Genomic DNA, 14,699 nt, shown 5'->3' with positions numbered 1-14,699 from the left:
AGAAACACATTATTATCTTTATTAAAATCATGGCAAAAAATTATTATGAAGAGCTCGGTGTTTCAAGAGACGCCACAGCAGATGAAATCAAAAAAGCCTATCGGAAACTGGCACGTAAATACCATCCTGACATTAGCAAAGAAACTGATGCTGAAGCTAAAATGCAGGCGATTAACGTCGCCTATGACACTTTGAGTGACAGTACTAAAAAAGCAGAATATGACCAAATGCTGGATCATCCTCAGGGCTTTTCTAATGCGGGCCAAGGCCAGCATAGTGGTTTTGACGGTTCACAGTTCTATCGTCAAAGCTCAGGTGATGGCGCTGACTTTAGTGGCTTTGAAGACTTATTTGGTCGCTTTGGCTCAGGCTTTGGTGGCGGGCAACAGCGCTCTCAACGCCAGCAACGCAGTTATCGTGGTGAAGATCAGCACGCCAGTATTCAGGTCGATGTAGACATTGCCTACCATGGCGCAACTCAACAGATCACCTTGCAAATCCCAACCTACAATGTGTATGGTGAACCTGAAGTGCAACGGAAAACCCTAGAGGTTAAGATTCCAAAAGGCATGAAGGAAGGTCAGCAAATCCGCCTCAATGGTCAAGGCCAAAGTGGTGTTAACGGCGGAGAAAATGGTGATCTGTATATTGAGATTCAATATAAAGATACCGACCGTCTTCGAGTCGAAGGTGCTGATGTGTATCAGACTATTGATGTCAGCCCTTGGGAAGCTGGTTTGGGCCAAAGCATCGAACTAAGTACTCCTGCTGGGCAGCTCAAAGTGAACTTACCGAAAAATGCCAAGAATGGGCAACAGTTACGCTTAAAAGACAAAGGCATTCCCAACAAAACTGCCGGGCAGTTATACCTGATTATTAATATTGTTTTACCGCCAGCGCACAGTGAGCAAGAGCAACAGGCCTACCAACAATTTGCCGATGCCTTTGCTGCATTCAAACCCCGTGCCTCTTAAGGAGTAAGATCATGACAACCATTCAATACAAAGAAATTCAATATGACGGTCATAGCCAAGTTGAAATCATTGATGAACAATTGGCACTTGATCTTGAGCACTTCGCCGAAGCATGTGGTCAAAGTACCGATTGGGTACTCAAGCTGATTGATTATGATATTTTGCAAATCTCTGTTGAACCACAAAGCTATCAGTTTATTGGTGAAGATGTCAGCCGAGCCAGACGGGCCTATCGTCTGCAACGCGACTTTGATGCCAGTCTGTCTGCCGTCGCAGTGATGTTGGATTTAATCGATGAAGTGCAACAGCTGCGTAAACAGCTCAAACATTTTCATTAAGCCATCCTGCAAATGACCAAGCCCATCCTATTTTAGCTTGGTCATTTTCTCCACTTCTTTCAACGTTTGCTTAATCGGTTCGTAGTCCAGAAACCACAACAAATTAAAATTACGTTGCCGATGTTGCTGAGCCAGTAAATCAATCACACTACGCTCTCCTCGTCCAACCAGATGTTGACGATAAAAATAATACAGTAGCATGACTGTACTCATCAGCATGACCCCAAGCATGATCCAGAAGCCAACCGGTGATTTCAACCCTGGAATAAACTCAAAGTTCATCCCATAGACCCCAGTCAGCAAGGTCAGTGGTGCAAAGATGGCGGTAATAATTGCCAAGATGCGCATGTTTTCATTGGTTTGGTTGGCAATCGCAGAGAAGTGTAAATCGATGGCCGATTGAATCGCATTTCTTAAACGTAGCGTATGCTTTTGCACCCGTTCTACATGACTCATTAAATCGTTCAGGCGTACCAACAGAATATCTTGTGCTTTATGCTTATGCTCACCCACCACATGATGGTAATTGTCGACCAGCTCGTCTCTGAACTCCTGTAAGGTCTCGATTTGCTCCTCGCAAAGATTTTCGATTTGCTGAAAGGCCATATCTTCATGAAACAATTGATGCCACTGCTTAAAACGACGATTACCCTGTAACAGTTGTTGTTGCCAATACTCGACCCGACGGGTCAAGGGTGTACGTAAATTCAGATAACCATCAATCATGCTATTCAATAGGCGTAAGCATAAATCTGCGGGGGTGCTGGCTAATTTACGTGGTTTATTCTGCTCTGCAATTGGTCGCCCCATAATGGTCTGAATGCGTTGAATATAACTCTCTACTGCCTGATTGCCCTGCTCTCTCACACTCACCAAAACGGTGGGCGTTAAGATAAAACTCATAGGTGTGGTCGCTAAACCAAAAACACTTTCATGTGATTCTGAAGTACTCTCATTTGCCAAAATCTGGTCATCTGGGCTAATCAGTTTGCGGAACACCAGTAGGTCATATTCCTCCACCGTATCAAATGCACAAGGATGCTCAATATTCAGTAGATCCCGCAAATGGAATTCATTCAGTACCAGTCCTGTATGCTCATAAATATTCTTCTGCCAAACCTCAGTATGATTCACCAGATCTTGTCTAAGACTATCCACCCATAAAAATTCAAGCGTATGTTCTGGTTGTTGTTCCGCACTGATAAAAATCGTATTTTCACTGTTATGACGATAAAAATAATAAAGTTGCATAGGACAATAGACATTAGAAGGGCGATAGAAATGCTGCCACGAAGCCAGATAAAAAGCTAGGCTATTACAGGACTGAAACGACATCCAATAAAAAAGCCCCACATGCACAGCATGGAGGCTTTTCCGAATATTAGGAAGATTACACTTCTTTCTTCTCAACCACACCATATTTAAGAGCTTGGTCAAGTTGCTCTTTATCCAAGGCATTGTCCCATTTGGCTACCACGATTGTGGCACAAGCATTCCCGACTAAGTTGGTTAATGCACGGCATTCTGACATGAAACGGTCAATACCAAGGATCAATGCCATACCCGCCACTGGAATTGCAGGAACAACAGACAGGGTTGCAGCCAAGGTAATAAAGCCCGCACCAGTAATCCCTGCTGCACCCTTAGAGCTCAACATCGCCACCAATAGAATGGTGATTTGTTGAGTGAGGGTTAACTCAATATTACAAGCTTGGGCAATAAACAATGCCGCCAAAGTCATATAAATATTGGTACCATCCAAATTAAATGAATAACCGGTTGGAATCACTAAACCCACCACCGACTTTTCGCAGCCCGCTTTTTCCATCTTCGCCATCAATGACGGTAATGCCGCTTCTGATGAACTTGTTCCGAGGACTAACCAAAGTTCGTCTTTAATATAACGAATCAGGTCAATGATCGAGAAGCCGTTATAACGTGCCACTGCGCCCAGAATAATAATCACGAACAGCAAAGCAGTAATGTAGAAGGTCGCAATCAACAACATCAAATTACCGATTGAGCTAATCCCATAAGCACCAATGGTAAAGGCCATGGCACCAAATGCACCAATCGGCGCAAACTTCATCAACATACCCACCAAGGTGAATACTGGCGTGGTGAGCTGCTGTAGAAAATCAGTGACTGGACGACCTAAATCACCTGATTTTGCCAATGCCAAACCAAACAATACCGCAACAAACAGAACTTGAAGAATTTGGCCGGATACAAATGGACTGACCAAAGTATCTGGAATGATATTCATCAAGAAGCCGGTAATGGTCGACTCATGTGCTTTGGCAGCATATTCATCAACTTTGGTACTGTGCAAGCTACTTGGATCAATATTCAAACCATGACCTGGCTCAATCACATTTCCGACAATCAAACCCACGATCAAAGCTAGAGTGGAGAAGGTCAAGAAATAGATCATGGCCTTCGCGGTCACCCGACCTACGCTGCCGAGGTTTTTCATTCCCGCAATCCCTGTCACAACGGTCAGGAAAATCACGGGAGCAATAATCATTTTAACTAATTTAATGAAGGCTTCGCCCAGTGGCTTTAAGCTTTCACCCAATTCTGGGAAGAAATGACCTAACAATATCCCCGCGACAATGGCGAAGATCACTTGCACATAAAGAATCTGATAAAACTTTGGTTTCTTGGGAGGCTGTTGGTCATCTTGACCTGTGGCGACATGATCGACAAGCATGTGCGATATTCCTTCATATTGGGATGAACAAATAGACTTCCGACTGTCTATCTAAAACCACATAAACGCAGGCAGGCACGGAAATTTGGGGAATTCTACGTTAATTGTGAGGCGCACAATTAAAGCGTTAGACTAATGTCTAATATCAAGAAATTTTATGTTTATAGTTTCAGTTTTTTATGTTCTTAACAATCATTCACTTAATAAAAAAGCGCATTGTTAAAACAATGCGCTTTTTTTAAGCAAAATGCTTGCTAGCATTAAGCTTGTTCAATGTCTTTCATTGTCAACTTGATACGACCACGGTTGTCGACATCAGCAACTTGTACTTTAACGTCCTGACCTTCTTTTAGTACATCAGTCACATTCGCAATACGCTCATTTGAGATTTGTGAAATGTGAAGCAAACCATCAGTACCTGGCATGATATTGACGAATGCACCAAATTCAACGATACGAATAACTTTACCCGCATAGATGGTACCTGGCTCAACTTCTGCAGTAAGCGCTTGGATTTTCGCAATCGCAGCTTTCGCAGCTGCTTTAGTTTCACCAAACACGCGTACAGTACCGTTATCTTCGATATCAATCGCTGCTTTAGTTTCTTCCGTAATCGCACGGATGGTCGCACCACCTTTACCAATCACGTCACGGATCTTGTCAGGGTTGATGTTGATTACTTCGAAGGTTGGCGCATGTGCATTGATTTCTGAACGTGCACGTGAAATCACTTTGTTCATTTCATTCAGGATGTGCATACGACCAGCAAATGCTTGGTTTAATGCCACTTCCATGATCTCTTCAGTGATCCCTTCGATCTTGATGTCCATTTGAAGTGCAGTAATACCGTTGGCAGAACCCGCAACTTTAAAGTCCATATCGCCCAAGTGATCTTCATCACCCAAGATGTCAGAAAGAACTGCGAAACGCTCGCCTTCTTTAACCAAGCCCATTGCGATACCCGCAACTGGTGCTTTCAATGGTACACCAGCATCCATCAGTGACAATGAAGCGCCACATACAGAAGCCATAGAAGATGAACCATTAGATTCAGTGATATCAGATACGATACGGATCACGTACGGGAAGCGGTCAGCTGCAGGAAGAACTGCTTGAACACCACGACGAGCCAAACGACCATGACCGATTTCACGACGTTTAGGACCTGATTCACGACCCGTTTCACCAACAGAGTAAGCTGGGAAGTTGTAGTGCAACATGAAGTTGTCAGTTTTTGTACCCGCTAAAGTATCAACCATTAACGCATCACGGGTATTACCCAAAGTGGTTGTCACTAAGGCTTGCGTTTCACCACGTGTGAATAATGCAGAACCGTGTGCACGATCTAATACACCAACTTGTACGTCGATACCACGTACAGTTTTAGTATCACGGCCATCAATACGTGGCTTACCTGACAAAATGTTGTCACGTACAGTACGGTATTTAAGGTCTTCAAATAATTCGTTTACTTCATCCGCAATACCCGTTTCGTCATTTTCAGGAACGAACTGAGCAACGGCTTCTGCATAAAGTGCATCAAGTGCCGCATAGCGGTCTTGTTTAACTGCAATGGTATATGCTTCAGAAATTTTCGCTTCAAAAGCTGTTTTTAATTGCTCAAGCAATGCTTCGTTTTTGCTTGGTGCAACCCAAGTCGATTCAACCGCACCCGCAGCTGCAGCAAATTCTTTGATCGCTTGAATTGCAATTTGCATTTCGTCATGACCAAAAAGCACCGCACCCAACATTTGGTCTTCTGAAAGCTCTTTTGCTTCAGATTCAACCATCAATACTGCTGATTCAGTACCTGCAACTACCAAGTCTAGGTCAGACTGAGCCAATTGTTCAAAATTCGGGTTAAGAACGTATTCACCGTTGATTAAACCAACACGTGCGCCACCGATTGGACCACGGAAAGGTGTACCCGCAATCGACAATGCTGCTGAAGTACCCAACATTGCAGCGATATCTGCATCCATCGTCTTATCCGAAGAAACAACAGTTGCTGTTACTTGGATTTCGTTGAAATAACCTTCCGGGAACAATGGACGGATTGGACGGTCAATGAGACGTGAGATTAAAGTTTCAGCTTCAGACGCACGGCCTTCGCGCTTACCGTAACCACCAGGGATACGACCAGCTGCATATTGTTTTTCTTGATAGTTAACAGTTAACGGGAAAAAGTCTTGACCCGCTTTTGCTTTAGGCTGAGCCACGACCGCAACGAGAACAGTCACGCCACCCATGGTAACTAAAACTGTATTTGCTTGACGTGCAACACGACCCGTTTCTAAAACAACTTGGTGTTGACCAAATTGGAATTCTTTACGAACGATATTAAACATTGACATGTATTATATTTTCCTAGTTTTATTCTAGTGAGACCCCTAAGGTTTGGCATTCAGACTACAACTGCTGTGTAGATAAATGACAAAGCTTAGAAGCCATCGCACTAGATCAAAATTTTAAATAAATTTAAACACAAAGAAGGAGCGAACAAGCGCCCCTTCTAAAGTCATCTAAGATAAATTAGATGAAACTCTCTTTTCAGCGATAAAGCATAGCAACATGCGAAATAGCGAAAACAAAGTAAAATCGAATTAACGACGTAAACCTAATGCGCCGATCAAAGCAACATAACGACCGTGATCTTTACCGTTTAAGTAGTCAAGTAATTTACGACGTTGGTTAACCATACGGATCAAACCACGACGGCTGTGATGGTCGTGTTTGTGTTCTTTAAAGTGACCTTGCAAATCATTGATTTGAGCAGTCAATAAAGCAACTTGTACTTCAGGTGAACCAGTGTCGTTTTCAGCACGAGCAAATTTAGCGATGATCTCTGCGCGATCAGTGTTAGTTAAAGCCATTCGATTTCTCCGAGATGCTTACAAAAATAAAATGATAATGATCAGTTGAAACCAACCGACTGCCGTGCATCACTACAGCAAGGCGCTTATTTTAAGTGATCTATCGCTATATTGCAAAATTGTTTTATATCCGCTGGCAATTCGGCAGCTGACAGCGCTGTACAAAATAGGCACACTAGCCTGATTCTGTTTTCAATTTATGACAGAGAAGAAAGAAAACGAAAATATTGCGAGGGAATCGTGAAAATTTTATCAACCAATACCTGTTATGTGCCGCATGACCTCAGTCAAGTCATTCGCAGCAAAGATGAAGTCTCAGCTGAATTGGGGGGCATGACCGAAAGACAGATTCAAAAGATATGGAACAGTGTTGAAAGTCTATATAAAACGGGGAATTATCCACTCATTAGCTTATGCCTACGTCGTCAGGGGCAGATTCTTCTCAACCGCAGTATTGGCTATGCGCAAGGTAACTCTCCAGATGGCCTAGCCACCGATGCCAAGATTGGGACACCAGATACTCCTGTCTGCCTGTTCTCTGCCTCCAAAATGGTCACGGCGATGTTGATTCATCTGCTAGATGAACGTGGTGAGCTCAATTTACTTGATCCGATTAGTTATTACATTCCTGAATATGGCGTGAATGGTAAACGTCGGGCGACCATTTTCCATCTGCTCTCCCATCGTGGTGGTATTCCACGTATCGACACTGAAGTCACACCAGAACTTCTATTTAACCAAGATGATATTTTAAAACTGCTCTGTGCCGCCAAACCTGTTTCTCCTTCAGGAACTCATCTTGCCTACCATGCGGTGACTGCAGGTTATATTCTGGGTGAAATCGTGCAACGTGTAACAGGTCAAAGCGTTCGCGAGTTTCTGGCTGAACACATTGAAAAACCAATGGGCTTGGATTATTTCAACTATGGTTTAAAACCTGAATATCGTGCTGATGTTGCTTTGAACTATGCGACGGGGATTCATCCAAGTTTAGGCACAGATCATTATCTCAATCATGTACTCGGTGGTGGCTTGCAACTCGCTGTTGATGTCACCAATGATACTCGCTTCATGGATACCATTTGTCCTGCGGGGAATATTTATACCAGTGCAGAACAAGCAGGGCGATTTTTTGAAATGCTGCTCAGTGGTGGTGAGTATCAGGGCAAACAAATCATGAGTCCTCAAACGGTATTTCGCTCCACCCTGCCAACCTCTGGGATTAGCTTAGACCGAACCTTATTGGCACCGATGCGTTATGCACTGGGTCCAATGCTTGGCAGCAACCCTGTGGGTCTATTTGGTCCAATGACAGGACAGGCTTTTGGCCATATTGGCTTCTCGAATATTCTGTGTTGGGCTGACCCTGAACGGGATATTAGTGTATCGCTACTGACGACAGGTAAATCGGTCGTCGGTACGCACTTACCTGCACTGGCAAAAACGCTGTACCAGATCTCCACCAATTGTCCTAAAATTCCGAAAAATCAACGTCGCTCCCTATTTGCAACCGATCGTACTGAAGCCGACCTGGTTTAAGGATAGCCACTAGAATGCCGCGCACAAAAAAGCCCAAGTTAAACTTGGGCTTTTGCGCTTAGATTTATCATTATTCTTTTTTGTTGTTTTTTATTCTTTTTTCTTACACCATTCAAACCCTCTGAATGCTCATCACCCATCCTTTTCTTTATTGTTTTTAACACATATTCGCTTTCTCTATACCGACTATTCTGTCAGAATCAATTATGGAGAAAAATAGCATTTCTCTTATCTCTGTGTAAGAAAAAACGTACAAGTCTGTATAACATTTAACTTAATAATAACAAAAAATTGTCAGACAAGAAGATTTATATTTCTTCCTTTTATTTGAAGATGCAATTGAAGTAAAACCAATGCAGATTTTTAAAGCGTGAATATTCACCTATGCTCAAAAACCCTAAATAGTATATGGATTATCTTGATTTTATAGCGAATTTTGAGATGAAAATAAAAAAGCCCTGTAGTCTCTCCCAAAACTACAAGGCTTAGCGGCTGTAAGTTTCCTCTTTTATCACTTACTTCACTGTAAGTTCGCTGTCATACGACGTTATTGTTATATTTTTGCGATTTACCTAGCTTTCCATGCTAGGCTCTTTGTGTGTACATAATCTCAAAAACCTTGCGCTTGCTCTAGCGACAATATCTCGAATCCTTGTAAGCTTTTACTTACAAAATAGTGAATTCTGAAGAATAAGTTCACAATCTGTTCAAATTGATCTTTTGCACTAAACCACTGCGTCGAACAGTCCGTATCGTTAAGGCCTGCTGTAATGCAGGTGCGTCAGCCAAAATACTCACCACTTTTTTAGCACGGGTGACTGCGGTATAGATCAATTCCTGACTCAACAGCTTCTCGGCATGCGCATCTAAAACAATCGCAGTATGGGTAAATTCCGAACCTTGTGATTTATGAATGGTTAAAGCAAAGGCGGTTTGCATACTGCGTGGCAGTCGATGCGCTGCAATCCATTTATTTAAGCTCGGGAAAAAGACTTCGAATTGCTGTGACTGGGTGCGATGCTTAAAACAGATCCCGATATCACCATTAGAAATCCCAAGCTGATAGTCATTATAGGTCATCATTACAGGACGTCCGATATACCAATCTCCGACAGCGATTTGTTTGAGTTGCTGATTGAGCCAATGCCCCGCATAACGATTCAGTTGCTCGATTCCCAACGGCCCATGTCGAACTGCCGTTAAGATTCGATAATCATCAAAGGCTTGAATCACGTTCTGGATGTGCTCAGTAGGTTCATCTGCCTGTATATAATGTTTTAAAGCTTCAATATAGGCTTGAAATCCAGCCATTAACTGATGTTGATAAGGTTCAATATCCACCTGCTGCTGCTCGGGTAAATATTCCAGCTGGATCAGGTCAGGCATATCTTTATTCAAACAAATGGCTTGTAAAGGTGCAGCCTGAACAATTTCCGTCTCTAGTTTTGATAAGACTAAATCGGGGTCGCTTAGATGTTGCTGTGCCTGAATAAATCGTGCAAATTGTCCAATCTTGGCTTCACCAGAGAAACGACGGCTGGTCTGTAGCTGGACTCGATTTTCAGCCAATGCCTGTACTTGCTGTAAATCCGCCAAAACCGAGCCGACATCAACAGAAGCCAATTGATTGGCATCACCGAGCAAAATAAGTCGGCATTGATCTGGGACTGCCTCGAATAACAGGGTTGCCAAATTCAAATCCAGCATTGAGGCTTCATCCACCACAATCACATCATAGGGTAGAGGCTGTTTGGGATGAAAGCGTGGTATTTGTCGATTGCCCATGCCCAGTAGACGATGCAAGGTCTGCGTGGTTTGATTGCGCAACTCATCAGTGACGAGCCCTGATTGTAATAATTTTGGATCATTAAAAGAGTTTTGTAATGCTTCCTGCATACGCTGTGCGGCTTTGCCTGTCGGTGCTGCCATAGCAATACGAATATCGGGAATGGTCTGGTTGAGGGCTGCAATAATACGTGCCAAGGTATAGGTTTTCCCTGTCCCTGGCCCGCCGGTAATAATGCTCAGACCTTGTTGCAACACCATTTTCAGTGCAGCCTGCTGGTGTTCATCACTGAGCAAGTCTTGATAATGTTCGGCATCAACAACCTGAATCGTTTGTCGCTTTAATCGACAAATCTGTTGTGCAAGGCGTTGCTCTAGATGCCAATATCGGTATAATGCCAAGCCCTGCTGATCATAGACACATGGGGCAACCTGCGTGCTTGCGATTTCACTGGAAACAGCCAAATCCGCCAATGCCGCAATCTGACTTGGCTCAACCTCAATACAACTGTCGCCTTGTAAACTGGCTTCAACCAATTGTTGTAATAGTTGTGCAGCGCTAACTGCTTGAGCAGATTGAGAAAATGGTGCTTGTGAGAGATAGTCACTCCACATATTTAACCACGTCATTTGCGTTGACTGATCATCAACTTGTTTGTCCACAGAGTTATCCTCAAACTTACCCACACGCTTGTCCACAAGGTTATAAACAGAGTTATTCACAAGCTAAGCTTTTGTTTAATTTAAAATCACACACTTTATCTACACCATTTTTCCAGCTTTATCCTCAGAAAAATATCCAAGTATTGCATCCAGACGTAAGATAAACTCATCCTCAGGCTTCCAGTAGAAACAGCCTTGCTGCGCCTGCCCATTCATGCCGCGTAAATACAGATAAGATGCACCACCCAAATGCTGCTGCATCTCATAATCCTGCAATTTCACCGATAGATAACGATGTAATGCCACCAGATATAACGCCGCTTGTAACCAATAACTCGACAGCGACATACTTTCTGCAATTTGAGTAGCTTGATAATCCAGTTGCTCTGCCCCTAAATAATTACTCTTATAATCGGCAATATGGTAACGCTGACCATCGAAGTAGACCAAGTCAATGGAGCCATTCAAGTAACGGGCAGATTTAGCCTCAAGCAGCTCAGGCATTTCGATGCCATATTCCTCAAATAGCTGCTGTACCCGCTGCATCGCCAGCACTCGATCAGATAAAGCCAGATAGAATGGACATTCCGACAAGTATTGTCCTGCAGCTAATTGTTTTAACTGAAAGCCCTGATTGAGTGGCGTGTGTAATACTTCATTGAGCCAATCAGCAATCCATTGATACAGTTGCTGCTCGCTATTTTCTTGTTCAGGAAAATGCAGTTGATACTGTTGCAACAGCTCTAACCATAAGCCTTGATAGGTATTTTTAAAACGACGGCGAATGTCTTCTACCCAGGTTTGGGGTTGCTGAAAATCAATCTGCTCAAAAATCTCATGTAGGAAATTACCAGCCAAAGTCCCTTTCGGGAAATATTGTTTAATCCAAGCAATTGGCTGAGCCGTGGCGATTTTTTCCGTTTCAGCAAAATTTAATTCATCTTCTGCTTGCTCAAAATTGGTATCGATATTGGCCAAACGATCCGCCCGAGTGGCCTTATGCTTTAGATGCTGTGCCAAATAACTAAAGCTAGTTTTTCCGCGTGCATAAAAACGTTGTGTCGGCAACGCTTGAGCCGACAGTGCAATTTGTTGTTGGCTTTGCTGCATCTGTAAGGCTTGTGGTCGCTCTAAGATGAGCGCAGCATCGGTACTATAGGGATGTTGAAAGTGATCGCCTTGATTCTTCCAAAAAGCTAAACCTGAAAATTTATTTTTATCGCCTTTTTCTGGTTCAAATACCGCATAGACCCGATGGCTGGCACGTGTCAGCGCCACATACCACAACCGGTTTTGTTCTGCTAAAGCACGTTGCTGATGTTGATCCAGCTCAATCTGCTGTAAAAAGTTTTTATCCGCCACAGCCACGACACGTTGAGTACGCGTCTGACCTGTCTCGGGCAACTGGATTTCAGTGGTAGAAAAATTCAGTGTTTTCTGCACTTCAGCAAAGGCCTTATTCGCCCCCAGTAAAAATACGATTTTAAACTCCAAGCCTTTGGACTGATGAATGGTCATCAGTTGCACGCCCGCTTCACTGGACAGCTTGTGTTCAAGCTCCCAATCACGATCACTTGGTGAATTTAATTGTTTTAAATACCAGTGATACAGGTTTTGCATCCCTTGTACATGTTCACTGTGCTGGCTCAAGAGATCAGTGAGGTGGCGTAGATTCACCACGGCACGTTCATTGTCTTTACTTTGTGTTGCCACCAGTTGTTGCCAAAGACCAAACTGATTTAGGCAACGCTGCCATGCCGATAAAAAGCCCTGATTCAGCCACATTTCGCGTATGTCATCAAACTGCTGAATATATGTACTCAAACCTTCTGCACTTTGTTCTAAGGCCAATAATCGAGCAAGATCAAAGCCAAATAAACGGCTGAGCAAAGCTCGTTTGAGCTTGGCTTCATCATAAGGATGAAGCAACGCCGTGAGCAGGGCTCCCACATCCTGTGCAATGCTGGAATCAAACACACTGCGTTTCGAAGGTCGGTTGACCCGAATCCCCATACGTTCCAATACATATTGCACTTCATCCAGTTGGCGATGGCTACGTGAAAGAATGGCAATATCATCTTCATCAATCGCAGTCGGAACATCACCCTCTAAGTACAATTGCTTTAAATAGGCTTGGTTGAGTAAATGCTGAATCTGCCACGCCACCTGTGTGGCCTGTTCATTGCCTTCTTGCAAGTGCAACCAACGTAAAGGCATTAGATTGGGTTGGGCATTTTCAATCAATGCGGGGTGTGGACGTGAACCCGCTTGAATCGGGTCATAGCTGACCTGCTCACCAAAATCGATCTGGCGCTGAAACAGCAGATCCACCACTTCCACCAGCTCTTTCACCGAACGGTGGTTATGAATCAACTTATACTCACGCCCCTGTTTGGCCATAATATCCTGATAGGCATTCAGGAAGGTCAGCATATCTCCACCACGGAAACCATAAATCGCCTGCTTACGGTCGCCGACCATGATCATGCAACCTTTTTGATAACGCTGTGGATGACGCCAGATACTGGCCAACATATCATCTTGGTCTTGGTTGGTATCCTGAAACTCATCGACTAGAATCAATGGGTAGCGTGACTGTACAAATACCGCAAAAGATTGTCCTTGCTCGCCTTTTAAAGCTTCAGACAAGGTCTTGATTTGTTGAGCAAAAGTAGTCTCGCCCTTTTGTTGCAACACTTGCGGTAGGCGTTTTTTGACTTCAATACATAAATAGGCTTTTAAATAGACCTGTAATTGCTCAAATTCTTGCTGAGTCTGCTGCACAGCTTGAAACAGCTTTTGCAGTTGCAACACGCATGGATGTTGATAGAAGCTTTCGGCAATTTCAGCAGGGCATTTCTTAAAAATTTTTTGTGCTTCGAGTTTGTCTAAAAACTTAAATACCGCATCACGTGCATCGGCAAAATAGGCATCAAAGATCTGTATATTCTCAGGACTATTGAGTGCAGTTAATAAGGGCGGCAAGGATTCTGTAAACAGTTTATGAAAGGCGTTATTGCGGAAAGAAGCACCATTAATATGCCCATAATAGGCACCTTCTAACTGAAAGTATTCCGCCAAGCTGCTCAAGTCAATCTGCTGTGCTTGCTGTTGCCACTGCTGCAACTGAGCTAACTCAATTTCAGGCATAGCAGGCAGTTTAAATTGTGCCGAACTAAAATTCAGCGAACTTTCGACCATCCCAACAAAATGATCGACACTTTTTAGCCCCCCCACACTATACAGCGCATTGATCACTTGCTGGGGTTGGGTCTGAATCCATTCACGCAACACATCATGAATCAATTGACGGGTATAGCTTTTGGCATCTTCAGTGATTTCAGCGCGTTCGATTTTGCCACTCTCAAAGGCAAACTCACGCAATAGCTTTTGGCTAAAACTATCCAAGGTTCCAACAAACAATTCATCCAATTGATCGATGACCAATTTGAGCCGTTCACAGGCATAGGCAATCCGCGGTGCAAAGTTTTGTAAGACCTGTTGTTTTAACGGATCAGCCTCCTGTACTGCCTGTGCTTGAATATCTTGTTCCAATACATCACGAAAAGGTTCTAGGTACGACAGTATTTCAACCAGACGTAGACGGATACGCGTTTTAAGTTCTGCGGCTGCAGCACGGGTAAAGGTGGTGGCAATCACCTGATTGGGCAGATATTTTTCTAAAAAAATCCGTACCATCAAACTGGATAGCGTATAGGTTTTACCTGTCCCCGCTGAGGCTTCAATCAGATGCAAGCCTTCAAATTGAATATCTCCAATCGGCTGATAAGACACTGGATACTTTGAGTTCATG

At 43.5% G+C, this 14,699-nt stretch carries 9 protein-coding genes; 3 read left to right on the top strand and 6 right to left on the bottom strand.

Annotated features, from left to right (window positions below):
* The first annotated feature begins 29 nt into the window (after positions 1 to 29).
* Together V6E90_RS16085 and V6E90_RS16080 are read left to right on the top strand one after the other, a co-directional pair.
* On the top strand, positions 30 to 974 hold the full coding sequence (locus V6E90_RS16085) for a DnaJ C-terminal domain-containing protein (protein ID WP_065343657.1): 945 nt from the start codon (positions 30 to 32) through the stop codon (positions 972 to 974).
* A gap of 11 nt (positions 975 to 985) precedes the next feature.
* On the top strand, positions 986 to 1,312 hold the full coding sequence (locus V6E90_RS16080) for a chaperone modulator CbpM (RefSeq protein ID WP_004802375.1): 327 nt from the start codon (positions 986 to 988) through the stop codon (positions 1,310 to 1,312).
* 27 nt (positions 1,313 to 1,339) lie between these two features.
* Here V6E90_RS16080 and V6E90_RS16075 read toward each other — a convergent pair whose 3' ends face one another.
* The 4 genes from V6E90_RS16075 to rpsO form a co-directional block, all read right to left on the bottom strand.
* Positions 1,340 to 2,563, bottom strand: a complete 1,224-nt coding sequence (locus tag V6E90_RS16075; RefSeq protein ID WP_023270892.1) for a magnesium transporter CorA family protein — start codon at positions 2,561 to 2,563, stop codon at positions 1,340 to 1,342.
* Between the two features lie 139 nt (positions 2,564 to 2,702).
* Complete coding sequence (locus V6E90_RS16070; RefSeq protein WP_004802372.1) at positions 2,703 to 4,025, bottom strand: dicarboxylate/amino acid:cation symporter; 1,323 nt, start codon at positions 4,023 to 4,025, stop codon at positions 2,703 to 2,705.
* Between the two features lie 260 nt (positions 4,026 to 4,285).
* Positions 4,286 to 6,373, bottom strand: a complete 2,088-nt coding sequence (pnp, locus tag V6E90_RS16065; RefSeq protein WP_171257986.1) for a polyribonucleotide nucleotidyltransferase — start codon at positions 6,371 to 6,373, stop codon at positions 4,286 to 4,288.
* Positions 6,374 to 6,628: 255 nt separating this feature from the next.
* Positions 6,629 to 6,898: a 30S ribosomal protein S15 gene (gene rpsO, locus V6E90_RS16060; protein WP_004656162.1), complete on the bottom strand. Its 270-nt coding sequence runs from the start codon at positions 6,896 to 6,898 to the stop codon at positions 6,629 to 6,631.
* Positions 6,899 to 7,138: 240 nt separating this feature from the next.
* Between rpsO and V6E90_RS16055 the strand changes: the two genes are divergently transcribed.
* On the top strand, positions 7,139 to 8,437 hold the full coding sequence (locus V6E90_RS16055) for a serine hydrolase domain-containing protein (RefSeq protein ID WP_332605880.1): 1,299 nt from the start codon (positions 7,139 to 7,141) through the stop codon (positions 8,435 to 8,437).
* A 696-nt stretch (positions 8,438 to 9,133) separates the two neighbouring features.
* Here the strand turns inward: V6E90_RS16055 and recD are convergent.
* Together recD and V6E90_RS16045 are read right to left on the bottom strand one after the other, a co-directional pair.
* The gene (gene recD / locus V6E90_RS16050; protein ID WP_332605879.1) at positions 9,134 to 10,885 is read right to left on the bottom strand and encodes an exodeoxyribonuclease V subunit alpha; all 1,752 of its coding nucleotides are present in this window, start codon (positions 10,883 to 10,885) and stop codon (positions 9,134 to 9,136) included.
* A 99-nt stretch (positions 10,886 to 10,984) separates the two neighbouring features.
* Positions 10,985 to 14,698 (bottom strand): UvrD-helicase domain-containing protein, encoded by a 3,714-nt coding sequence (locus V6E90_RS16045; protein ID WP_332605878.1) that lies wholly within the window; start codon positions 14,696 to 14,698, stop codon positions 10,985 to 10,987.
* Position 14,699 lies beyond the last annotated feature (1 nt).

The organism is Acinetobacter sp. ESBL14, assembly GCF_036668815.1.
Classification (GTDB): domain Bacteria; phylum Pseudomonadota; class Gammaproteobacteria; order Pseudomonadales; family Moraxellaceae; genus Acinetobacter; species Acinetobacter gyllenbergii.
Note: the sequence above shows the minus strand (reverse complement) of the source record. Positions and strands in the feature narration are given on the sequence as shown.

Excerpts from the sequence above, each read along its gene's own strand:
- V6E90_RS16070 (WP_004802372.1), bottom strand. The coding sequence starts at position 4,025 with ATGCTTGTCGATCATGTCGCCACAGGTCAAGATGACCAACAGCCTCCC.
- V6E90_RS16085 (WP_065343657.1), top strand. The coding sequence starts at position 30 with ATGGCAAAAAATTATTATGAAGAGCTCGGTGTTTCAAGAGACGCCACA.
- V6E90_RS16080 (WP_004802375.1), top strand. The coding sequence starts at position 986 with ATGACAACCATTCAATACAAAGAAATTCAATATGACGGTCATAGCCAA.
- rpsO (WP_004656162.1), bottom strand. The coding sequence starts at position 6,898 with ATGGCTTTAACTAACACTGATCGCGCAGAGATCATCGCTAAATTTGCT.
- pnp (WP_171257986.1), bottom strand. The coding sequence starts at position 6,373 with ATGTTTAATATCGTTCGTAAAGAATTCCAATTTGGTCAACACCAAGTT.
- V6E90_RS16075 (WP_023270892.1), bottom strand. The coding sequence starts at position 2,563 with ATGCAACTTTATTATTTTTATCGTCATAACAGTGAAAATACGATTTTT.
- V6E90_RS16045 (WP_332605878.1), bottom strand. The coding sequence starts at position 14,698 with ATGAACTCAAAGTATCCAGTGTCTTATCAGCCGATTGGAGATATTCAA.